We start from the raw sequence: 21680 nt of genomic DNA on the forward strand, positions 1-21680 counted from the left end.
CATCGGTTGACAATGTCACGTTTTGTGACAGCTGCCGGCGCGCACTCATGCCCCAAGCCCGCCGCCAATTGACGAACATGCCAATAGACGGCGGATCTGCCCCAGGTCGTGTTGGATGTCGTTGTGGCACATGTCAGCCGCAGCCGCACGATATCCACCCGGCCGCAGGCAATCTGGGACGTCTTGGCGGACTTCGGTGCCATCAGTTCCTGGGCGGACGGCGCCGACCACTCCTGCCTGCTACATACCGGGCCCGACGGCGTGGCGGTCGGCACCACCCGTCGCGTGCAGGCCGGCCGTAATGCGTTGGTGGAGCAGATCACCGAGTTCAATCCGCCGATCGCCCTCGCCTACACCGTCGAGGGTCTACCGCGACGCTTGGGCGCGCTCGCCAACCGCTGGACATTGCATCCGGTCGGTGACCGCACCGACGTGACCGTCACGAGCACGGCCAACGGTTCCGGACCGCTGGCCGTCGCAGTCGGATGGATCGTCAGCCGGGTCATGGCCAGACAATCCGACGCGATGCTGGCCGGGTTGGCCCACCGATTGGAGGACCTGAGATGAACAAGCCCGACATCGTCATCCTGATGACCGACGAAGAACGCGCGATCCCGCCGTACGAATCCGACGACGTGCTGGCCTGGCGCCGCCGCACCCTGGCCGGCCGCCGCTGGTTCGACGAGCACGGCGTGCGCTTCACCAGGCACTACACCGGTTCGCTGGCCTGCGTACCGAGCCGGCCGACGCTGTTCACCGGCCAATACCCGGACTTACACGGCGTCACCCAGACCGACGGCATCGGCAAGCGGTTCGACGACTCGCGGCTGCGGTGGCTGCGCCGCGGCGAGGTACCGACGCTGGGCAACTGGTTCCGCGCGGCGGGATACGACACCCATTACGACGGCAAGTGGCATATCTCCCACGCCGATCTGGAAGATCCGGCCACCGGAGCGCCGCTGGCCACCAACGACGACCGCGGAATCATCGACCCGGCCGCCGTGCAGGCCTACCTGGATGCCGATCCGCTGGAGCCGTACGGGTTCTCCGGCTGGGTCGGCCCGGAGCCGCACGGAGCGGCCCTGTCCAACAGCGGTTTTCGGCGTGATCCGTTGGTCGCCGACCGAATCGTGTCGTGGCTGGGCAATCGCTACGCGCGACGCCGCGCCGGTGATCCGGCGGCGTTGCGCCCGTTCCTGCTGGTGGCCAGCTTCGTCAATCCCCATGACATCGTGCTGTTTCCAGCTTGGATCAACCGCAACCCGCTGCCCGTTTCCGGTGCGTTGGACCCGCCACCGGTGCCGGCCGCGCCCACCGCCACCGAAGATCTGCGCACCAAACCGGCCGCCCAGATCGCCTTTCGCGAGGCGTACTACTCGGGCTACGGCCCGGCGCGGGCCGTAGGACGCACCTACCGGCGCAACGCCCAGCAGTACCGCGACCTGTACTACCGGCTGCACGCCGAGGTCGATGGTCCACTGGACCGGGTGCGCCGGGCGGTGACCGAGGGCGGATCCGAAAATGCCGTTCTGGTAAGGACTTCCGACCACGGCGATCTACTCGGAGCACACGGCGGGCTACACCAGAAGTGGTTCAACCTGTACGACGAGGCCACCAGGGTGCCGTTCGTCATCGCCCGGATCGGCTCAGGTGCGACGACGGCTCACGAAATTGCTTCTCCCACATCACATGTCGACCTGGTGCCCACCTTGCTCGGGGCCGCCGGTATCGACGTCGAGGCGACGGCGGACGCGCTGGCCGATGAGTTCAGCGAGGTGCATCCGCTGCCCGGCTGCGACCTGATGCCGGTGATCGACGGCGCACCCGCCGATGAAAACCGGCCCGTGTATCTGCTGACCCGCGACAACGTGCTCGAAGGCGACAGCGGCGCGTCGGGCGTAGCCCGAACGATCGGGGTGACAGCGAATCCACCTGTCCCGCTGCGCATCCAAGTTCCTGCGTATGTGGCATCCAATTTCGAGGGGTTGGTGGTTCGGGTCGCCGAATCCGAGGTGCCCGGCGGGGCCGGTCATCTGTGGAAGCTGGTGCGAACCTTCGACGACCCGGCAACGTGGACCGAACCGGGGGTGCGCGATCTTGCATCGACCAGCATCGGCGGCGAGACGTATCGGACTGATCCGCTCGACGATCAGTGGGAGCTGTACGACCTGACTGCCGATCCGATCGAGGCCGCCAATCGCTGGGCAGATACCGGCCTGCACGAGTTGCGTCAGCATCTGCGGACGCAGCTCAAGCAGGTGCGGGCGGCGTCGGTGCCGGAGCGCAACCGGCCGTGGCCCTACGCCGACCGCCGGCCGACTGCTGACGACGGCGTGGTCCGACGGATGCTGGGCCGGCTCAGGCTATAGACAAACCTGCAGGTCACGCCGTCGCGATTACAGGTTTTGCCTGGTCGGCCAATATCATGTCTGGTGCCATGACCGAAACCGCCACTGAATCCGCCTCGCCTACCGGCCCACCCGGCCGGATCGCCACCGAAGCTGCCCGCCGCCGCACCTTTGCCGTCATCAGCCATCCTGACGCCGGTAAATCCACGCTGACCGAGGCGCTGGCGCTGCATGCCCGGGTGATCACCGAGGCCGGCGCGATCCACGGCAAGGCGGGCCGGCGGTCCACGGTGTCGGACTGGATGGAGATGGAGAAGGCCCGCGGCATCTCGATCACCTCGACGGCGTTGCAGTTCCCCTACCGCGACTGCGTCATCAATCTGCTGGACACCCCCGGCCACGCCGACTTCTCCGAGGACACCTACCGGGTGCTGACGGCCGTCGATGCCGCGGTGATGCTGATCGACGCGGCGAAAGGCCTTGAGCCGCAGACACTGAAGCTGTTCCAGGTGTGTAAGCACCGGGGCATCCCGATCATCACAGTGATCAACAAGTGGGACCGGCCGGGTCGGCACGCGCTGGAGTTGATCGATGAGATCCAGACCCGAATCGGCTTGCGGCCCACGCCTTTGACGTGGCCGGTCGGTATTGCCGGTGATTTCAAGGGCGTGATGGATCGCCGCAAAGGCCACTACATTCGCTTCACCCGGACCGCCGGTGGCGCTACCGCGGCCCCCGAAGAGCACATTGCGGCTGCCGACGGTCATGACGCGGCCGGAATCGACTGGGACACCGCCGTTGAAGAGTCCGAGCTGCTGAGCGCCGACGACGGCGATTACAACCGCGAGACCTTCCTGGCCGGTGAGTCGTCGCCGACACTGTTCACCTCGGCGGCTTTGAACTTCGGCGTGAACCAGCTGCTCGACATCCTGGTCGAGCTGGCACCGCCGCCCAGCGGCGCGCTATCCGTCGAGGGCACCAAGCGCGAGGTCGAATCCCCTTTCAGCGCCTTCGTTTTCAAGGTGCAGGCGGGCATGGACTCGTCGCACCGCGACCGGATCGCCTACGCCCGCGTGGTCTCGGGCACCTTCGAACGTGGCGACGTGCTCACCCACGCCGCGACCGGTAAGCCGTTCGTCACCAAGTACGCGCAGTCGGTGTTCGGACAGCAACGGTCGACGCTGGACGACGCCTGGCCGGGTGATGTGATCGGCCTGGCCAACGCCGCTGCGCTGCGCCCCGGCGACACCCTGTACATGGACGAAGCCGTGCAGTATCCGCCGATTCCGAGCTTCTCCCCCGAGCATTTTGCGGTGGTCCGCGGCAAAGATCCCAGCAAGCACAAGCAGTTTCGGCGTGGCATCGAGCAGTTGGATCAAGAGGGCGTCGTACAGGTGTTGCGTTCGGACCGCCGCGGCGAACAGGCTCCCGTGTTCGCAGCCGTCGGCCCGATGCAGTTCGAGGTGGCGGTGCACCGCATGGCCGCGGAGCTGAGCGCACCGATCGCGTTGGAGTCACTGCCCTATCAGGTGGCGCGGATCGTCGCGCCCGAAGACGCCGAATTCATGAGCAAGCAGGTGTCCTGCGAGGTGCTCACCCGCACCGACGGCGTCATGCTGGTGCTGTTCTCCACGCCGTGGCGTCTCGAGGGATTCCAGCGGGACAACCCGGACATCACGCTGCGGTCGTTGGTGGCCGCGGAGGGCTGACACCCGCCTCACGCGGTCTGCCGCCCGTCAGGTGACGGACGGCAGACGCATGGTGAAGCGTGTTACCAGCAGTGCAACGGGTGGAACAGGTTCCACAGCGGGCCGCCACAAGGAATGTGGTACCACGCCGGCGGCGCCCAACCCGGAGGCGGCGCCCAACCCTGCGGTGGGATCCACCCCTCCGGGGGCACCCATCCGGGCTGCGGGTAGCCGTCATTCCATCCCGGGCCCCACTCGGGGTGGTGCCAGTATCCCGGCGGCGGAGGTTGAGCAGGCAACGGTCCGATGCCCGGCAACGGCGCCGCATTGCCGACCGCTGGGCCCACGCCCAGCGCACCGGCGGCAAGTGCTCCTGTGATACCTACAGCAGCAACGACTTTGGTGAAATTCACGGTGATCAGCTCCTTCCAACTCGTGACGCCCTGGCTCCGTCGTTCTGACGCGCGACGAGCGCGTACAGGCGCCGATGCGAGGCATCAACCTCAGCTTTACGCCGCCCGTTAAGCGAGGGCTGTGAACGAAGTCAAAGTTCGGTGGTGATCCGTTGAGGGACTACTGGTTGGCGTTGATCTCGTCCTGCTGAGCTTGCTGTATGCCCTCATCGACTTGCTGCTGAGCCGCGTCGTTCTGCTCCTGAGCCTGTTGCTCGGAGTTCAACTCCGCTTGCTCGTCGTTCTGTTGGTCGATGTTCAGCTGCTCCTGCTGTTGGTCCCACTGATCCTGCTGTTGCTGCTCGGCCTGCTGCTGCTCTTCGGCCTGAGAGTTGTCGACGTCGTCGTCTGATGGCGCCGCGTCATCGCTGATCCCAGCAGGGTTCGGTATCCCGGCGAGCGCTGCCGCGAGATCCTGCTGGACATTGGGAGGCAGCGGAAGGCTTTGCAGCGCTTGGCCAGCCGTCGCAAGGTTCTGGGCGACCGAACCCGGTGTGGGTCCAGGCACCGGGACCGGAGGCGGCACGTCCATCGGCCGCACCGACGCGGATGCGACTGCCATCTCGCCTGCGTTCAGCGGCAGCACAGCCGTAAACAGCAGACCGACGGTCGCTGCTACGCCGATACCCACACGCTTTGCGTGGAAGCGTCTGTGGGTACGACTTGTCGCGCTGACGCGACCAACGTTGGTGTGATCCCCGACTGTTGTTGCCATGATTCATGATTCGGCAGCTAGCTGGGTCGCCGCCCAGATTGGGTTAGGACGAGGCTATGAGTGTGGCTAACGGAACCGGCTGATGATCGGGGCCAACTTCTGCACCAGCCGGTCGCGCAGATGCGGCGCGGGCGGAGGTGGTGGCTGCGGTGGCAGCGCGACGGCTGCGCCCGGTTGCGGAATGTCGACCGGGGCATACGGAGCAGGAATCGGCGCGGCCTGCGGTATCGGCGCCGGCGGCACGGTAGGCACAGGCACAGGGGCCGCGCCGGCGATCAATGGCGATGTGGCGCCGCTGGCAACAATATGCTGGGGCTCAACAGAATTCGGTTGCGGATGCAGCGTCATCGCCAGCGACACCGAGATGACGAAGACCACAACCGCGGCCGCCAACGTTGACGACAAGACTCCTACCCGTGAGATTCCAGGTTTCGCGGCCTGCGCGGGAGCGTGGGAGGCGCGCACCGATGCCAGCGCGGCACCCTGAGCCAGCGCAAAGGCTCCTTCGGCCGCGGTGAAGACCGGTCTGGTCGTCATATCGCGCAGCGCTGACACCAATTCATCGCCATCTTCGGAACCAAGGACGAGGATTTTGTCGGGGCGCGGGCGCACTCGTCGCACGGCTGCGCAGACGCGGTCGGTCACCGGGCCGGCATCATCGTGCTGGAATCGGTCCACCGTCATGCGGTCCTCTTCGAGCGACGCGACGACCACGCCGTCGGCTTCGACGAGGCAGACGACCAGGAAGTTGTCTCCGGTGACATCTGCGATGCCACGGGTCAGGACGTCAGCGGCTTCGAATTCCGAGACCAGCACCGCGGGTGCGCCGCCACCGAGGACGCCCAGAGCCTGGTGAACCTTGATCGCCGCGGCTTCCGCGTCCGCCGACCAGGTCAGGCCAGCTGTCAGCACCACCTCGTCGCCCAGCAGCGTCTCCAGGAAGTCTTCGGCGTCGAACGCCTCAACGTCTGCGATGTCCAGCACGCGGCGTCCGACCGGCGCATTCTCGCCCGTGACTTTCTCGACAAGCACGCCCCGGACCTCTTTCGATGTCAGCGAAAGACCCAGCGCGACGTCCATGGATTTCCCCCGATCCATCGTCAATCGCCTCAGAGCCTACCGATCGGGTGCGGCGGCGATTTCGGCCGGCGCTGACGACCGCGGTCAACCTTGGGCGTGTCGGCGGCAGTCACACCAGTCACTTGAGACGGCGATCTGCGACTCGCAGGTCCGAGCGGCGGGCGGCAGCCCAACCGGGCATCCTGACCTACGGACGTACATCGCATGACATCACGGCAAACAGGTTGGCGTGGATCACCATTGCTCCCGGTGAGGCGGCGCATAGTGACACTGTGTACGCCGACAATCACTCGGACACTGCGCCGTGGATTCTGCATGCGCGCGCGGTGTTGTTGAAAGCCGCTGAAGAATACGGTGCGGTCATCGGTGACCGTTACCTCCGCGACCTGATCGAGCACTCTGCGGGAATCGCAGGGATGCCGCCCACCAACACCCTCGTAAGCGCGGTCGCCGACCACTGCCTCGCGCTGAATGAGCCGATCCTGCCTGCACTTTGCGCGCTGCCCGACGGTCGCGTTCACCTCGGTTACGCAGCGTGGATACACGATTCTCTGGGCATCGCCTTTGCCGAGAGCGAGTTGCACGCCGACCGCGAACGGCAACGGTGTTACGCGCACTTCGGGGCCGACGTGCCACCCACCCGCCGCACCCTGGTCGACATCGGCGGCCGCCTGTGCGAGCAAGCCGGTATCGGGGCGGGCAGCCACCGTCGGGTGTCTCTGCAACGCCAGGCAGAACTCGATGCTCGGCAGGAATTGATCCTGAGTGGCCAGGCCGTACCGGGGGCGTGGGTCACCGTCGCCTTCAACGGCGATCCCGACGACACCGACGTTTACCAGCTCGTCCTGCCCGCCGACGCCAAGGCGCAAGGTGACACCTGCTCAGTGGACTGCCCGCTCGGCAAAGCGCTGCTGGCTGCACATATCGGCGAAACACGCCGGTATTCAACAGAATCCGGGCGAAGCATGACCATCACGGTGTTGGCCGTGGACACCATGAACCCGAAGGAGACGGCCGGGCGCTGACCGCGGCCGCGCTTGCTGCGGTCAGGACAGCGCGATCCCGTGTTCGCCGTAGGCGCGGACGATTTCGCGCCGGAGCTTGCGTTGCACGGCCCATTGGGCGTTCGGCCGGGTCTTCAAGGTGATCCGTAGTTTGATCAGATCGGCCGACAACTCTTGCACGCCATGCATTTCCGGTGCACCGAGCACCTTGCGGGCGAACAGCGGATCGGCGATGGCGACCTCCGCTGCTTGGACCGCGACCTGCTCGGCGCGGTCGAGGTCGGCGGTCACCGCGACCGGAACCTCAACGCGCGCAATGGCGTAGTCCTGGCTCATGTTGCCGACGCGCTTGATCTCGCCGTTGCGGACGTACCAGAGGGTGCCGTCGATGTCGCGGACGGTGGTCACTCGCAAGCCGACGCCCTGCACCTCTCCCGAGACCTCGCCCAGGTCGACGTTGTCACCGACGCCGTACTGGTCTTCGAGCAGCATGAAGACACCGCTGACGAAATCGCGGACCAGGTTTTGCGCGCCGAATCCGACGGCGAGTCCGACCACTCCGGCGGAGGCGATGAATGGCGCGATGTTCACGCCCAGGAGGCTCAGCACGGCCAGCACCACCCAGACCAACAGCATCGTCGACACCGTTGACTTCAACACCGAGCCGATGGTCTGCGCCCGCTGGCGGCGGCGTTCGAAGGCCCTCCTGCCATTACCCGCTGCCGACGTCCGGTCTCGCAGGTAGCGCAGCAATGGCGGCTTCTGGTCTTGCGCCTGTTCGTCTCGGCTATCGGACTTGCCCGCGCGGCCAGTGGTAGCGCGGTCGATCACCCGGTGCAGCAAAAAGCGTGCGATTAACGCGACGACGACGTAGGCCACGATCCGGATCGGAACTTCAATCAGCCAGTGCCGGTTGGTTTCCGTCCATTCGAAGGCCTTCACGTAGACATTCATTGTTTCGACCGTACGGAAGGACACTCGGCGCCGTCGAATCGTGCGCGCACTAACGCTGGACGCTTTGGGACTGTTCCCCCAATCCCGTGTCACGAACCTCACACATGACTAATGGTTGCATTATCCAGCCCTCGGCGGTTGTGTCTCAGTAACGCAATCGTTAGTCAGTAAGAAAGGGACGGGAACATGACCGATGTAGCAGGCAAGGTGGTTCTGGTAACTGGCGGTCGGCGCGGTTTGGGCGCCGCTCTGGTCGACGAGGTGCTGGCCCGCGGGGCCCGCAAGGTGTACTCCACCGCTCGGACGGCCTTCGCCGACGAGCGGTCCGAGGTGGTCACGTACGGCCTTGAGGTCGGTTCGACGGATTCGGTTGCCGCACTGGCCGATATCGCCACCGACGTCGACATCGTCATCAACAACGCGGGAGTCTCGCACCTGGACGACCTGCTGACTGCTGACTTCGACGACATCGAGGACACCTTCAACACCAACGTGTTCGGGCCGCTACGAGTGACGCGCGCATTCGCGCCGATCCTCGCCGCCAACGGCGGTGGCGCACTGGTCAACGTGCACTCGGTGTTGTCCTGGCTCGGCGGCGCGGGCGCCTACGGCGCGTCGAAGGCCGCCATCTGGTCGATCACCAATTCACTGCGGCAGGAGCTGCAGCCACAGCACACCCAGGTGGTCGGCGTGCACGTCGGGTACATCGACACCGACATGACCGAGGGCATCGACGCTCCCAAACTCGCTCCGGCAGAGGTGGCGCGACGCATCATCGACGGGCTGGAGGACGGGGCTTCCGAGGTATTGGTCGACGAGCTGTCAGCGCAAGTCAAGGCTGCACTGTCGGGGCCGGTGGAGAACTTGGCCTTCACTCGATCCTAGCGAAAGGTCGAGACGTGTCAACATTTTTGGCGATAGGCGCGACCGGCAACACCGGCGCGCCCACAGTCACAAACCTGGTCGACGCCGGGTACCGCGTGCGGGCCGGCGCCATCTGATTCGATAGCGGCGGCCACGGTCAACAATGGACGCTCAGCGCCCAGTGACGACTTGAGCAGCTCACGACTCCATAGCCCTGGACCTAGACTCCACGCATGGAAAGCAACGCCGAGCGGCTGCTCCGCGGAATGATTTTCGATCGGCTGGCCGAGCTAGTCGCCGATCGCGGCGTCGTCACCCGCGCCGAATTGGAATCTATCTCCGTAAACGGCGAAATCCACAAGGCGATCGACCGCAATCGTGGCATCTGGAACCCGCGCGAGCTGAACGCCACGCTGTCAGTAGTTTCCAACCCGAGCGGACCCTACTCGGATGCGGACATCAGCGATTCGTTGTTCGCGTACGACTACCGCGCAGGCAGTGTCGACGGGGACAATCGCAAGCTCCGCCGGGCTCGGGAACTCGACTTACCAATTATCTTGCTACGCAAGATAAAAGACGGCATTTACGTTCCGGTCTTCCCAGTTTGGGTCGTCGCCGATGACATGCCCAATCGCCGATTCATCCTCGCGCTCGACGAAAGCCTCAGATTCATTCCAGACCCGCTACACCTAAAGCCTGCTGAACGCGATTACGCCGAGCGCACCGTAAAGCTTCGCCTCCACCAACCGGAATTCCGAGGCCGAATCCTCATGGCCTACGAACAACGCTGTGCCGTATGCACTTTGAAGCACGGAAAGCTATTAGATGCAGCTCATATCATCGGAGACAACAAGCCACATGGCGTGCCCATCGTCCAAAACGGGCTGAGCCTGTGCAAAATTCATCACGCGGCTTACGACGCCAACCTCCTAGGTATCGACTCCAACTACGTCGTCCGCATCAATCGCGAACTCATGGAGGAAGTGGACGGTCCCATGCTGCGGCACGGCCTTCAAGAGATGAATGGGCGGACGATCACAATTCCGGCGCGCACGAGTGATCAACCAGCGAGAGATCGCCTTGAGGAGCGATTCAACGAGTTTCGCGCGGCCGGCTGACGACAGCAACGCGCACCGTCACACGGCGTTACCAGCTAGTCGGCATCACATGCCGCCAAAATCGGTCTGTTGGCACAAGGCACAGCTAACTGACAGTATATTTTCTGCCGGAGGTGGCGGCGCGCCAGCACGGAGCGACCACGCACCAGTCGAGACGGCGCCGAGGCCACCTCGAGAATCGTGGTCGAGATCATGACCGGCACCCTGCAGTGGGCGCGGCCAAACCTGATCGGCGCCAGCGAACCCCCGAGGCGAGACGAATACAACCGACAAGCAACCCAGCACGGTCGACCGACATGGTTCGCAGCGTGGGGCCTCGCTCCCCTGCCGGTACGCAAGTTGGTCCGGCGCACCGCCTACCAGCTACTCGGCGAGTAGTCCTTCAAGAAACACCCAAAGAGATCCTCGCCCAGTTCCCCTCGCACAATCGGGTCATACACGCGCGCAGCACCATCCACCAGATCCAGCGGTGCGTGAAAGCCCTCCTCGGCCAGCCGCAGCTTGGTCGGGTGCGGACGCTCATCGGTGATCCAGCCGGTATCGACCGCGGTCATCAAGATGCCGTCCTGCTCCAACATTTCGCCAGAGCTGGTGCGGGTCAACATGTTCAGCGCGGCCTTGGCCATATTGGTGTGCGGGTGCCCGGGCCCTTTGTAGCCACGGCTGAACTGGCCTTCCATCGCTGACACGTTCACCACGTACTTTCGCCGGGCGGGTGATGCCGCAAGGGCCGGGCGCAGCCGGCTCACCAGAATGAACGGCGCCGTCTGATTGCACAGCTGCACCTCGAGCAGTTCCATCGCGTCGACCTCGTGCACGCGCTGGGTCCAACTGTTGACCGATGCGGTATCGGGCAGTAGCCCACCGGCGTCAATGGCAGTCCCGGCGGCGATCCGTTCCGGCGAGGCACTGCGCGCAACCAGGGCGAGCGATGTCAGCGCGTGAGCCGCCGGGTGCTCACCGAGACTGCCGGCCAGGGCATGCGGATGAGCATCACTGACATGGTCGAACGTGACCACGTCCACCAACGCCGGAGCCGGGGTGCGCTCGGCCTCGACCAGTGCGGCATAGGAGCCTGGCGGCCGGCGCACCGTCTGGGCCGCATTGTTGATCAGGATGTCCAGCGGACCCTGCGCGGCCACCTCGTCGGCCAGGGCGACCACCTGGGCCGGGTCACGCAGGTCGATGCCCACTACCCGCAGCCGGTGCAGCCAGTCGGCACTGTCCTCCATCGCGGCGAAGCGGCGCACCGCGTCGTTGGGAAACCGGGTGGTGATCGTGGTGTGCGCGCCGTCGCGCAGCAATCGCAGCGCGATGTACATGCCGATCTTGGCGCGCCCGCCGGTGAGCAGGGCGCGGCGCCCGGTGAGGTCGGTGCGGGCGTCCCGCTTGGCCCGGTTGAACGCGGCACATTCCGGACAAAGCTGGTGGTAGAACGCGTCGACCACGGTGTAGTGGTTCTTGCAGATATAGCAGGCCCGCGGGCGCAGCAGCGTGCCCGCACTGGCCCCGACCGCGGTGGACACCAGCGGCAAACCCTCGGTTTCGTCGTCGATCCGTCCGGGCGCGCCAGTGGCGGTGACGGCGATGACGGCGCGGTCAGCAGCCGAGATCGCGTCGCGTTTGGCGTTCCGGCGAGCCTTCTTCACCGCCTTGAACAGGCCCGCGGTGGCCAGGCGCACAGCAACGGCATCGGGATGCTCGGGCGGCAGTGCCTGCACCTCAGACAGCACCCGCAGGCAGGTGCTGAGCTGGTCGGGATCGATCGCGGTCACCGTGGAAGGGTACGGGGACTTGGGCGCGACCACACGCGGGACGGTTGGTTACTCCCCGACCGAGTAGATGCGCGCGTCCCACCCAAGAAGCTCCAGTGACGTCGATGTCGATGTGGTCGCAGTGCCGGACAGGTTACCGAGCAACAGCTCGGCCGAGATCCATTCCAGACCAACTTCGACCGTCCGAGGGGTGCGTCCGCAGTTCGCGATCACCAGCAGCTGTCTGCCGGCCGCGGCTCTGGTGTAAGCCCAGATCTGCCGATCCTGGGCCATCAACGGCGTGAAGTCACCATCGGCGAAGACGGCCAACTCGTGGCGAAGCCGAATGAGAGCACGATAGTGCGCGAGGACCGAATCCGTTGCGCCCGTTTGGAACTCGGCGTTCAGCCAACTGTGGTTGGGGTTGACCGGCAGCCACGGCTCACCGGAGGTGAATCCGGCGCCCGGTCCCCCGTCCCATTGCATGGGTGTGCGAGCGTTATCGCGGCTCATCTTTGCCAGCCCGGCCAGCGCCGCGGCCGCATCGCCGCCCCGCTCGACCACCTCGTTGTAGTAGTTGACGGCCTCAAGATCTTTGTGATCGTGCGGATTTCGGAACGGGTAGTTCGTCATTCCGAGTTCTTCGCCTTGATAGACGAACGGGGTGCCGCGCATGCCGTGCAGCACGGTAGCGAGCGCTTTGGCCGAGGCGGCCCAGTAAGCAGGGTCGTCATCGCCGAACCGGGACACCACGCGGGGCTGATCGTGGTTGTTCCAGTACAGGCTGTTCCACCCGGTTTCGGCCAGCGCGGCCTGCCAACGGTGCAGCGCCTTCTTCAGGACGACCAGGTCGAGTCCGCGATAATCGAACTTGCCCGCGGGGCCCTGATCGACGGACACGTGCTCGAACTGAAAGACCATATCCAGTTCACCGCGCGCCGGATCGGTGTAGAGCCGGGCTTGCTCGGGCGTCACGCCCGGCATCTCACCGACAGTAATGAATTCGCCTTCACGGCAAGCAAAGACGTTGCGAGTCATCTCGGCAAGGTAGGTGTGCACATGCGGCCCGTCGACGAATCCGTCGACGGCGATGACGAAGCGCCGGCCCGGGACGGGAACCGCGTCGGGCAGCCCGTCGACCTTCGAGATGAAATTGATGACGTCCATCCGGAAGCCGTCGACACCGCGGTCCAACCACCAAACCATGATGTCCTGCACCGCTTTTCGTACCTGCGCATTATCCCAGTTCAGGTCGGGTTGCTTTCGGTCGAACAGGTGCAGGTAGTACTGGCCGGTGGCCGGCTCCCACGTCCACGCCGGTCCGCTGAAGAACGAGCCCCAGTTGTTCGGTTCCGCGCCGTCGCGGGCGTCGCGCCAGATGTACCAATCCCGCTTCGGGTTGTCCCTCGATGAACGCGATTCGACGAACCACGGGTGCTCATCGGAGGTGTGGTTGACCACCAGGTCCATCACCAGCTTCATCCCACGCGCGTGCACCTGAGCGATCAACTCGTCGAAATCGGCCAAAGTCCCGAACAGCGGGTCGATGTCGCGGTAGTCACTGATGTCATAGCCGTTGTCGGCCTGTGGGGAACGGTAGATCGGCGACAACCAGATCACGTCGACGCCGAGTTCGGCCAGATAGTCCAGATGCTCCAGGATCCCGCCCAGATCGCCGATCCCGTCGCCGTTCGAGTCGGCGAAGCTGCGTGGATAGATTTGATAGACGACGGCCGACTTCCACCACGGCGCGTCGGTCACGCCCCAGTGACCTTGCGGTACACGTCCACGTACTTGTCGACCATCGCCGCGACCGTGAAGCGGCCCGCGGTGAGCGCGGCGATCTGCCGGCGATCGAGCCCGCCGACCGCACCGACCGCGGCCACCGCGGCATCGGTGCCGTCGACCAGATAGCCGGTGACCCCGTGCTCGATCAGCTCGCCCATCGAGCCTCTGTCGTTGGCGATAACCGGTGTGCCACAAGCCATTGCCTCGACAACGCTATAGCCGAACGGCTCATCGAAGTCGATCGGGTGCAGCAGCGCATGCGCGCCACCCAGTACCTCACCGCGCCTGCAGGCATCCACGGCGCCGAGGTAGCGCACCCGCTCGCCATCGACGAACGGCTCAACCGCGTCGCGAAAGTACTCCTCGTCCTGAATGATCCCGGCGATGTCGAGCCGGCGCCCGCACCGGCGGGCCACCTCGATCGCCTGCGCGGTGCCTTTGTCTGGATGGATCCGGCCGAAGAACAGCAGATGATCGCCAGGATCCGGATGGACCTCGAACCCGTCGATATCGATGCCGTGGTGGATGGTCGCGGCGTAGTGCAAACCCGCATGTCGATCCGCGTCACTGATCGACACGTAGGCGCCCGCGCCGTTATAGCGCTGGTAGACGGGAACGATCTTGCTCGAGGAGAAACCGTGGATCGTGGTCACCACCGGTGTGCCGACCAGATCGCTGTAGGTGAGCGGCAGGAAATCGAATCCGTTGTGGATCACGTCGAATTCGTCGGCACGCTCGAACGCCGAAGCGATGTGCAGGCATTCGGCGACCTTGGCGTCGATCGACTCGTCTTCGGACCAGCCACAGGCGGACGTCGAGTGCAGGTTGGCCGTGGTGATCGAGTCGGCGGTGGCGAACAGGGTGACGTGATGCCCGGCGGCCACCAACCCCTCGGTGAGCAGTGAGGCGAACTGCTCCCATGGCCCGTAGTGACGGGGTGGTGTCCGCCACGCGATCGGCGCCAGCACGGCAACTCGGATAGGGTCGCGGACCTCGACACGCTCGGGAATATCGATCTCTTCACCCTACGCGGTCCCATTCTGCAGATCGGGCTACGAGAGGCATTCGTAGCATCCGCCGCCCGAATCGCGCGCCAGTACCGCACACTTTGTGGCGTGACGACCCAAGCCCGCCTCGACAAATGGGAACAGCACGCCGAATGGCCGCTGGCCGCGGTAGCCCTGACCTTCCTCGTCGCGTACAGCGTCGAAGTGCTGGCGCAGCCGACCGGCATCCTCCAACGCGCCGTCAGCCTGGCCACGTTCCTGACCTGGGCGGTGTTCACCGTCGACTACTTCGTGCGGCTGTATCTGGCCCCGGACAAGCGAAAGTGGTTCCTGCACCACATGATTGACCTGGCTGTGGTGCTGCTGCCCGTGCTCCGGCCGCTGCGGCTGATCCGCTTGGTGGTCCTGGTCAGTGCCCTGCAGAAAGCGGTCGGCAACGCGATCCGCGGCCGAGTGGTGATCTATACCGTCTGCGGCGCGGTCCTACTCGTGTACGTCGGAGCATTAGCCGTACTGCAAACCGAGCGGACGGCACCGGGCACCCACATCACCAACTTCGGCGACGCCATCTGGTGGGCCATGACCACCATCACCACCGTCGGCTACGGCGACATCTATCCGGTGACCACCACGGGGCGATTCATCGCCGGCCTGATGATGATCGGCGGGATCAGCCTGGTCGGCACGATCACCGCGACCATCGCCTCCTGGATCGTCCAGACCGTGGCGGTCGAGGACCAAGCCCACAACGCCGCGACCGCAGCCCAGATCGACGCGCTGCACAGCGAGCTCGCCCAAATACGGGAGTTGTTGCAGCGAAAGGAATGACACCGTCTGGGACTTGTCGCGTGCGGATGGCCAGCGATGCCGAACGGCAAGGACTCAGCGAGACAGTTCGTCCACCGCCGCGCCGGATGTCCTGCGCCGCGTCGCGCCCCACAACCCAACACCGATCCCGACGACCGCGCCCCCGAGCCCGATGTACTTCTGCGACGGTTTCATCTCATGATGAATGCCCAACCCGCCCAACAGATCAGCCGCATCCGCCCCACCGGAAGCAAGGAACCAACCGCGGGTGTCCCGGCCACGCAACGCCACTGCCGCGAGCAGCCCGCCAATCAGAGCATCGCGGTAGCCCATCGAGTGCAACAACAGCAGCGTCGATCCCTTCGGCTCGTCAGGATCACCCCACAACCGATTCGCCCGGACCGGATCGACCAGAAACGAGACCCCCGACGCGAGACGAATACAACCGACAAGCAGCCCAGCACGGTCGACCGACATGATTCGCAGCGTAGGGCCTCGCTCCCCTGCCGGTAGGCAAAACCCAGCGCATTCCTCAGCTCGGCAGCTGCCCCAGCCAGTCCGAATCCCCGTCCACGGGTTTGCCGTTGATCACCACCATGGGCACACCCGGATCCGGAAACTCGTGCAGCAGCACCAGGTTGTTGTGCCCGATCGCCAGCGGGTCATAACCGACGGGCAGTCCGAGACGAATCAGATCCAGCGCAGCTTGCGGTGCGCCCACTCGGTCCGCCAACGCGGCCAACTGGTCATTGTCGAGGTCGGTCGGCCCCTTCTCCTTCGGCTGCTGCTCGGCGGAGAAGATCTGCTGGACGAAGCGCCATGTCACGTCGCTCGTTCTCGACTGATCGGCCACCACGTAGGCTGCGTAGATCGTCCGGCGGTCGTATGTGCCACTGGCCGAAAACTTTTCGAGGAAGTTCACGAATCGCAGGTTGACGTGCAACGCGCCGTTTTCGATGCGCCGCCCCATTTCGTCGCCCTTGGCCCGGATGAACTTCCCGCTGAAGGGGCACATGGGATCCACGTAGAGATCGATCTGCCCGAGCGCGTTCGGATCGCCGATGGAGATGATGTCCCCGGCCGGAGCCGCGGCGGACGCATGTGCCTGCCCGGCAATCGGGCCGCACAGCAGCAGCGCCGCAATCACACCGAATACCGCGAACAACCTGTTCATCGTCGACCGAGCCATGGCTCCATCATGACGTGTCACCCGACAGGCGCCCGTGGTTGACCCTTAGGGCAAGCCCCTCGGTACCATGTGGGTCATGGGCGCCGGATTCGATGGAGCACCCGCACGCACTGTGCGGGCTGATTCGTCGTTCGCACCGACGTTGCTGGCTTCGATCTGGAACCGCGCCCGCCTGGCACCGCTGAAGAGGATCTCGGGTTAGCTTTCGCGACCCAACTGACCCTCCAATCAGCTTCGAGGCACCATGAAGCCGTCCCTGTACGCCGTTGCGGCGTCGCTGTACCTGACCGAGTACACGCTCTACTCCAATTCCTCGTCGGCCGTCTTGCTGAACTCAGCGATTGCCGACTACTTCGGCATCCCGTTCGCCCAGGCCTCCTACGTCGGGGTGGCATTCCTTGCCGGGTTCTGCCTGGCGTTGCTGCCGGCCGGCTTGATGCTGCAACGGCACTCCCCCACCGCGACGTTCTTCACGGCCTCCGCGATGGTGGCGGCGCTCGGTGTGGCCGCGAGCTTCAGTCCCCAGTTCTGGGTGCTCATCGCCATCCGGTTCCTCCAGGGCGTCGCGTCGGCGGTGCTGGCCCCGCAGATCTTCCGGATCATCCGGGCGCAGTTCTATCCCGATCACCACGCGAGAGTGCTCGGCACCTGGGGCCTGGTGGTGTCGGCGTCGGCACTGTGCTCGCCGCTGATCACAGCGGTGCTCAACGACACGTGGGGCTGGCGCTCCTTCCCGTACGAAACGGTGGTGACCACACTCACGGCGATGGCGCTCATGGCGCGGGCACCCGGCACCACCGTCGAGCACGATCAACCGACCGGTCGCGCGGCAGCCCCGGTGATCGGCTTGGCCCTGCTGCTCACCGCCATCTTCCTCGCTACGGGCCTGGCCGAGACGGTCTCCCTGAAGGTCGCGCTGTGCGCCGCGGCCGTACTACTCGGCATCGGCGTGGTCGCCGTCTGTCGCCAAACCGCCCGGCGCACAGGGCAATTCCAATCGATCCTCTACCCGAGTTTCCTCGTGATCTTCCTCGCCGGCATCGCCACCAACGTCTTCACGCTCTCCGTGGTGTATTTCGTGCAGCAAGTACGGGGGCTCGATTCCTACCGCTCCGCACTGTTTCTCGTGCCGATGGCTTTCTTCGCCGGCCTGATCCCGATGCTGAGACTCGGCCGGCCCGGCACCAACCGCAAGAACACCCGGCTGATTTTCCTGGGCACCCTCTGCCTGGTCGCGGCTGGGCTCAGCATCGCCCTGCCAGTCCTGCCCGCCACCGCCGCACTGATGGGCTGCGCGATGGGCTTCCTCTGGAGCTCGTTGGCCGCCAACGTGATCGGCAACTCCACCCACATACCGTTCGACTCCAGCGTTTACCACTATCTGCGGGCGCTGGGCGCCGCGATCGGCGTGACGGTCGGTGCGACGATGATCCAGGGCCTCGATACCGGCATGTTCGGCGCAGTGGCCGCCCTGGTAGCGGCGCTCGGGCTGGTGGCCGCGACAGCAGCCTACTCGGCTTGGCGCACAGCGCGATTGGTCACCACAGGATGACCGATCTTGTTTTCGGCTGGCCCACCGACCAACTCACCGACGATCCACGCCTGGCCTACAACAGCATGTCCAAGACCTTCTGCCGTCAGGTCTACGAGAGCCTGCTCGACGTCGAACCATCGACCGGAGAGCTGACGCCATGGCTGGCTACCGCGTGGCGCTACCGCGACCCCGTCACACTGCAATTGACCATCCGCACCGACCGCTCATTCTCCGACGGCACGCCGCTCACCCCTGAATCCGTCGCAGCGAGCTTCGCCGAAGTCATGACACTGCGGCATGTTTCACCGCTACCGGCCGCCGTGACGGCGCTCGCCGGACTTGACCGCATCGAGACCGGTTCCAATACCGTCACCTTCCACTTCGCCCGGCACAATGCGGCGTTCCTGCGATCGCTTACCAGCGTCAACCTCGCCATCAGCAAGCCTGCGGCGGACACGCGACTGGGCACCGGTCGGTGGAAAGCCGACGGCGCAGTCCTTACCGACGGTGTTCGCCGCGTTGCGTTCCGCAAGGCCGGCTCGGGCGAGCTGTATGCGGGCCACGTCATTGGCCATACGCTCGCCGAGCTGCACAACCCAGGCATCAGCTACGGACTGTGCCCCAACGCCTCTCGCGGACCGCTGACCGATTCCCGGGTGCGCCGCGCGTTGTCGCTGCTGATCGATCGCGGCGCGCTGCAGTCGATCCTGCAGCCCACGGGATACACCGTCGCGACATCGGTGCTGACGCCGTCAACGCTCTATTACCAAGATTCCCAACTGAAATACGATCCGGATACCGCCCGGCGACTGCTTGACGCCGCGAACGCGGGACGGCTCTCATTTGAGGTGGTGTTCAACAGCACCTTCTCCCCCATCGACGCGGAACTCCTCGCCGCGGTCGCCGCACAGTGGGCCGAGCACGGTGTCGAACTCAGGCTCGCCGACGTCGACTTCCCGGAGCTACGCGCGCGACAACTCGACGGGGAGTACGACTTCCGGTTCTTCTACTTCACCGGTGGCGACCCCGATGCGCTGCGATATCAATTCGCCTTTTCACAACGAAACATGAACCGCCGCAACGTCCCCGATGAACTCGACACCCTCCTCGACGCCCAGCTGACTGCCGCAGACCCCGCCGCTCGCCGCGAGCTCGTCCACGACATCCAGCGACACATCACCGAAACCGGCCTCTGGCTGCCGATCTGCAATGTCCGCACCGTCGCCAGCTATCGACCCGGGCTCACGGGTGTGTACCTCGACACCGAAGCCCTGACCCGAATCCCCTAGTCCCGAAAGGCCAACCATGGAAATCATCATCATCGGCGCCGGCCTCGGTGGCTTGGCCGCCGCGGTTGCCCTGCAGCACCACGGCTTTCATCCCATCGTCTTCGACAAGACCCGCGCACTGGGCGAGGTCGGCGGCCCGCTCGGGATCTCCCCGCAGACTCTGCGACTGTTCGACCAGTGGGGCATCTTGGCGCAGTTCAACGCAATCTCCTCGGCCACGCCGTATTTCGAGACCCGCAGTCAGAACGGCGAACTCGAGCAGATCACCGACTACGCTGCGACCCCCGAGGCCGGCGCCGAGCATGGTCGATTCGGCTACGCCGACGCCGAGGTTTCACCGCGTACCGTGCACCGCGCCGACTTGCACGCGCTCTTGGTCTCCGCCGTTGGACCCGAGAACGTCCGGCTCTCCCACCAACTCGAAACGATCAGCGAGCACGACGATCACGTCGACGTGGCATTCGCCAACGGGGCCGCGACCCGGGCCGGGTTGGTCATCGCCGCCGACGGCCTGCGGTCCACGATGCGAAAGATGTTCAGCGACGACGACATTCACTACTGCGGGTCGGTGATCTTCCGGGCGGTCAGCCCCGTCGATTGCGTCGACGGCCCCAACGACCGGCTCCGGTCCTGGCACTCCGCGGACTACGCCAAGCACATCATCTCCATGCCCGTACGCGCCGGCCGGCAGGTCGCGGTCGACGCCACCCTCGGGGTGGACGAGCCGCCGTTGCATCTGTGGTCCGCCCGGGCCGACCTGGAGGCGCTGGCCCGTCAGTTCGACGAGTTCGATCCGGTGGTCGGGCGGATGATCCGCGCCGCGACGAGCCCGGTCTACATGCATCCGGTGTACGACCGCAGCCCGATCGACCGGTGGACCACCGCACGGATTGCTCTGCTCGGAGATGCCGCACATCCAATGACGCCGTTCGGCGGGCAGGGCGCCAACCAGGCCATCCAGGATGCCGGCGAGTTGGCGACGCAGATCGGTTCGGTCCGGGACGGCGCGTTCAGCGAAGCGCTGCAGCGCTACCAGCGCATCAGAACCGAACAGACCGCCGAAATCCAGCGTGTGTCACGCAGTTATGCCGATCGGCGGGCCGCTGTCAGTCTCAGGCTGACCGATATTGTCACCGTAGATTGACGCAGACGCGGACTCCAAGGTGCCCTATTGGTACCCACACCCCCGTCGTTAGACCAGACTGGGCTCATGACGGACACCAGTGCCACCCGCGTCGCGGTCTACCTCGACTTCGACAACATCGTCATTTCCCGCTATGACCAGGTGAACGGCCGCAACTCGTTTCAGAAGGACAAGGCCAAGGGACTCGAGCCGGAGCGATTGACCCGTGCCACCGTCGACGTCGGTGCCGTGCTGGACTTCGCCTCGTCCTTCGGCACGCTGGTACTCACCCGGGCCTATGCCGACTGGTCCGCCGACGTCAATGCGGGGTACCGCCAGCAGCTCGTGGGGCGGGCCGTCGACCTGGTGCAGCTCTTCCCTGCTGCGGCTTACGGCAAGAACGGCGCCGATATCCGGTTGGCCGTCGACGCTGTGGAAGACATGTTCCGGCTGCCCGACCTGACCCACGTGGTCATTGCGGCCGGCGATTCCGACTACATCCCATTGGCCCAACGCTGTAAGCGGCTCGGCCGCTACGTCGTAGGGATCGGCGTAGCCGGGTCGAGCAGCCGGGCGCTCGCAGCGGCCTGCGACGAGTTCGTCAGTTACGACGCACTGCCCGGTATCCCGCCGCTGGAACCCTCATCAGACCCGGAACCACCGAAACGCCAGCGCCGCACCACCAAGACCGAATCCGAGGAGCCCGAGCCACCAGACCCACAGACCTCGGCGACGGCACTGCTGACCCGCGCGCTGCAGATCGGGTTGGAGAAGGATGATGTCGAATGGCTGCACAACTCTGCGGTCAAGGCGCAGATGAAGCGGATGGATCCCTCATTCAGCGAAAAGTCCTTGGGATTCCGGTCTTTCAGCGACTTCTTGCGGTCTCGTACCGACGTCGTCGAACTGGACGAGAGCTCAACGACGCGGATGGTGCGGCTGCACGGCGCGCAATAGACGGCTGAC

The 21680-nt window shown here is 65.2% G+C and carries 21 protein-coding genes; 12 read left to right on the forward strand and 9 right to left on the reverse strand.

Annotated elements, in window-relative coordinates; all coding sequences use genetic code 11:
* Nucleotides 1–123: 123 nt before the first annotated feature.
* From ABIA30_RS17395 to ABIA30_RS17405, 3 genes are all read left to right on the forward strand, one after another.
* Entirely contained in the window at nt 124–567 is a 444-nt protein-coding gene (locus ABIA30_RS17395; protein WP_370067549.1) for an SRPBCC family protein, read from the forward strand.
* Nucleotides 564–2369 carry a sulfatase-like hydrolase/transferase gene (locus tag ABIA30_RS17400; protein WP_370067551.1) on the forward strand — a complete coding sequence of 602 codons (1806 nt, stop codon included), beginning with the start codon at nt 564–566 and terminating at the stop codon, nt 2367–2369. The genes ABIA30_RS17395 and ABIA30_RS17400 overlap by 4 nt, the downstream gene beginning before the upstream one ends.
* 68 nt (nt 2370–2437) lie before the next feature.
* Nucleotides 2438–4057 (forward strand): peptide chain release factor 3, encoded by a 1620-nt coding sequence (locus ABIA30_RS17405; RefSeq protein WP_370067553.1) that lies wholly within the window; start codon nt 2438–2440, stop codon nt 4055–4057.
* Between the two features lie 62 nt (nt 4058–4119).
* Here ABIA30_RS17405 and ABIA30_RS17410 read toward each other — a convergent pair whose 3' ends face one another.
* From ABIA30_RS17410 to ABIA30_RS17420, 3 genes are all read right to left on the reverse strand, one after another.
* Nucleotides 4120–4449: a hypothetical protein gene (locus ABIA30_RS17410; protein WP_370067555.1), complete on the reverse strand. Its 330-nt coding sequence runs from the start codon at nt 4447–4449 to the stop codon at nt 4120–4122.
* 160 nt (nt 4450–4609) lie between these two features.
* Nucleotides 4610–5119, reverse strand: a complete 510-nt coding sequence (locus tag ABIA30_RS17415) for a hypothetical protein (RefSeq protein WP_370067557.1) — start codon at nt 5117–5119, stop codon at nt 4610–4612.
* Nucleotides 5120–5269: 150 nt separating this feature from the next.
* Complete coding sequence (locus ABIA30_RS17420; protein WP_370067558.1) at nt 5270–6301, reverse strand: hypothetical protein; 1032 nt, start codon at nt 6299–6301, stop codon at nt 5270–5272.
* 254 nt (nt 6302–6555) lie between these two features.
* Between ABIA30_RS17420 and ABIA30_RS17425 the strand changes: the two genes are divergently transcribed.
* Nucleotides 6556–7308, forward strand: coding sequence for a GreA/GreB family elongation factor (locus ABIA30_RS17425; RefSeq protein ID WP_370067560.1), 753 nt, complete (start codon nt 6556–6558; stop codon nt 7306–7308).
* Nucleotides 7309–7329: 21 nt separating this feature from the next.
* Here ABIA30_RS17425 and ABIA30_RS17430 read toward each other — a convergent pair whose 3' ends face one another.
* Complete coding sequence (locus tag ABIA30_RS17430) at nt 7330–8241, reverse strand: mechanosensitive ion channel family protein (RefSeq protein ID WP_370067562.1); 912 nt, start codon at nt 8239–8241, stop codon at nt 7330–7332.
* A 186-nt stretch (nt 8242–8427) separates the two neighbouring features.
* On the opposite strand from ABIA30_RS17430, the gene ABIA30_RS17435 reads away from it, so the two are divergent.
* Both ABIA30_RS17435 and ABIA30_RS17440 read left to right on the forward strand, forming a co-directional pair.
* Nucleotides 8428–9126 carry an SDR family oxidoreductase gene (locus ABIA30_RS17435; protein WP_370067564.1) on the forward strand — a complete coding sequence of 233 codons (699 nt, stop codon included), beginning with the start codon at nt 8428–8430 and terminating at the stop codon, nt 9124–9126.
* A gap of 212 nt (nt 9127–9338) precedes the next feature.
* A complete protein-coding gene (locus ABIA30_RS17440; protein ID WP_370067566.1) occupies nt 9339–10223 on the forward strand; it encodes an HNH endonuclease in 885 nt (294 codons plus the stop codon).
* Nucleotides 10224–10579: 356 nt separating this feature from the next.
* Here ABIA30_RS17440 and ABIA30_RS17445 read toward each other — a convergent pair whose 3' ends face one another.
* The 3 genes from ABIA30_RS17445 to ABIA30_RS17455 are packed head-to-tail and all read right to left on the reverse strand — an operon-like array spanning nt 10580 to nt 14733.
* Nucleotides 10580–11998: an SDR family NAD(P)-dependent oxidoreductase gene (locus ABIA30_RS17445; protein WP_370067568.1), complete on the reverse strand. Its 1419-nt coding sequence runs from the start codon at nt 11996–11998 to the stop codon at nt 10580–10582.
* Between the two features lie 48 nt (nt 11999–12046).
* A complete protein-coding gene (locus tag ABIA30_RS17450) occupies nt 12047–13738 on the reverse strand; it encodes an alpha-glucosidase (RefSeq protein WP_370067569.1) in 1692 nt (563 codons plus the stop codon).
* The gene (locus ABIA30_RS17455) at nt 13735–14733 is read right to left on the reverse strand and encodes a glycosyltransferase family 4 protein (RefSeq protein ID WP_370067571.1); all 999 of its coding nucleotides are present in this window, start codon (nt 14731–14733) and stop codon (nt 13735–13737) included. Before ABIA30_RS17455 ends, ABIA30_RS17450 begins: the two co-directional genes overlap by 4 nt.
* A gap of 147 nt (nt 14734–14880) precedes the next feature.
* Here ABIA30_RS17455 and ABIA30_RS17460 point away from each other — a divergent pair, with 147 nt between their 5' ends.
* Entirely contained in the window at nt 14881–15600 is a 720-nt protein-coding gene (locus ABIA30_RS17460) for an ion channel (RefSeq protein ID WP_370067573.1), read from the forward strand.
* 54 nt (nt 15601–15654) lie between these two features.
* Here ABIA30_RS17460 and ABIA30_RS17465 read toward each other — a convergent pair whose 3' ends face one another.
* Entirely contained in the window at nt 15655–16056 is a 402-nt protein-coding gene (locus ABIA30_RS17465; RefSeq protein WP_370067575.1) for a DUF4267 domain-containing protein, read from the reverse strand.
* A 55-nt stretch (nt 16057–16111) separates the two neighbouring features.
* The gene (locus ABIA30_RS17470; protein ID WP_370067577.1) at nt 16112–16768 is read right to left on the reverse strand and encodes a DsbA family protein; all 657 of its coding nucleotides are present in this window, start codon (nt 16766–16768) and stop codon (nt 16112–16114) included.
* A 76-nt stretch (nt 16769–16844) separates the two neighbouring features.
* Between ABIA30_RS17470 and ABIA30_RS17475 the strand changes: the two genes are divergently transcribed.
* The 5 genes from ABIA30_RS17475 to ABIA30_RS17495 all read left to right on the forward strand — a co-directional run bounded on the left by ABIA30_RS17475 (nt 16845) and on the right by ABIA30_RS17495 (nt 21671).
* Complete coding sequence (locus ABIA30_RS17475; RefSeq protein WP_370067579.1) at nt 16845–16970, forward strand: hypothetical protein; 126 nt, start codon at nt 16845–16847, stop codon at nt 16968–16970.
* 42 nt (nt 16971–17012) lie between these two features.
* On the forward strand, nt 17013–18320 hold the full coding sequence (locus tag ABIA30_RS17480; protein WP_370067581.1) for an MFS transporter: 1308 nt from the start codon (nt 17013–17015) through the stop codon (nt 18318–18320).
* Entirely contained in the window at nt 18317–19591 is a 1275-nt protein-coding gene (locus ABIA30_RS17485) for an ABC transporter substrate-binding protein (RefSeq protein ID WP_370067583.1), read from the forward strand. Before ABIA30_RS17480 ends, ABIA30_RS17485 begins: the two co-directional genes overlap by 4 nt.
* Nucleotides 19592–19607: 16 nt before the next feature.
* The gene (locus ABIA30_RS17490) at nt 19608–20735 is read left to right on the forward strand and encodes an FAD-dependent oxidoreductase (RefSeq protein WP_370067585.1); all 1128 of its coding nucleotides are present in this window, start codon (nt 19608–19610) and stop codon (nt 20733–20735) included.
* A 66-nt stretch (nt 20736–20801) separates the two neighbouring features.
* Nucleotides 20802–21671: an NYN domain-containing protein gene (locus ABIA30_RS17495; RefSeq protein WP_370067586.1), complete on the forward strand. Its 870-nt coding sequence runs from the start codon at nt 20802–20804 to the stop codon at nt 21669–21671.
* Nucleotides 21672–21680: the final 9 nt, after the last annotated feature.

The sequence above is a fragment of the Mycobacterium sp. MAA66 genome, assembly GCF_041261665.1.
Classification (GTDB): domain Bacteria; phylum Actinomycetota; class Actinomycetes; order Mycobacteriales; family Mycobacteriaceae; genus Mycobacterium.

Coding starts and splice junctions, on each gene's coding strand:
- ABIA30_RS17465 (WP_370067575.1), bottom strand. CDS start 16,056: ATGTCGGTCGACCGTGCTGGGCTGCTTGTCGGTTGTATTCGTCTCGCG.
- ABIA30_RS17430 (WP_370067562.1), bottom strand. CDS start 8,241: ATGAATGTCTACGTGAAGGCCTTCGAATGGACGGAAACCAACCGGCAC.
- ABIA30_RS17485 (WP_370067583.1), top strand. CDS start 18,317: ATGACCGATCTTGTTTTCGGCTGGCCCACCGACCAACTCACCGACGAT.
- ABIA30_RS17405 (WP_370067553.1), top strand. CDS start 2,438: ATGACCGAAACCGCCACTGAATCCGCCTCGCCTACCGGCCCACCCGGC.
- ABIA30_RS17490 (WP_370067585.1), top strand. CDS start 19,608: ATGGAAATCATCATCATCGGCGCCGGCCTCGGTGGCTTGGCCGCCGCG.
- ABIA30_RS17400 (WP_370067551.1), top strand. CDS start 564: ATGAACAAGCCCGACATCGTCATCCTGATGACCGACGAAGAACGCGCG.
- ABIA30_RS17435 (WP_370067564.1), top strand. CDS start 8,428: ATGACCGATGTAGCAGGCAAGGTGGTTCTGGTAACTGGCGGTCGGCGC.
- ABIA30_RS17475 (WP_370067579.1), top strand. CDS start 16,845: ATGGGCGCCGGATTCGATGGAGCACCCGCACGCACTGTGCGGGCTGAT.
- ABIA30_RS17440 (WP_370067566.1), top strand. CDS start 9,339: ATGGAAAGCAACGCCGAGCGGCTGCTCCGCGGAATGATTTTCGATCGG.
- ABIA30_RS17470 (WP_370067577.1), bottom strand. CDS start 16,768: ATGGCTCGGTCGACGATGAACAGGTTGTTCGCGGTATTCGGTGTGATT.
- ABIA30_RS17420 (WP_370067558.1), bottom strand. CDS start 6,301: ATGGATCGGGGGAAATCCATGGACGTCGCGCTGGGTCTTTCGCTGACA.
- ABIA30_RS17495 (WP_370067586.1), top strand. CDS start 20,802: ATGACGGACACCAGTGCCACCCGCGTCGCGGTCTACCTCGACTTCGAC.
- ABIA30_RS17480 (WP_370067581.1), top strand. CDS start 17,013: ATGAAGCCGTCCCTGTACGCCGTTGCGGCGTCGCTGTACCTGACCGAG.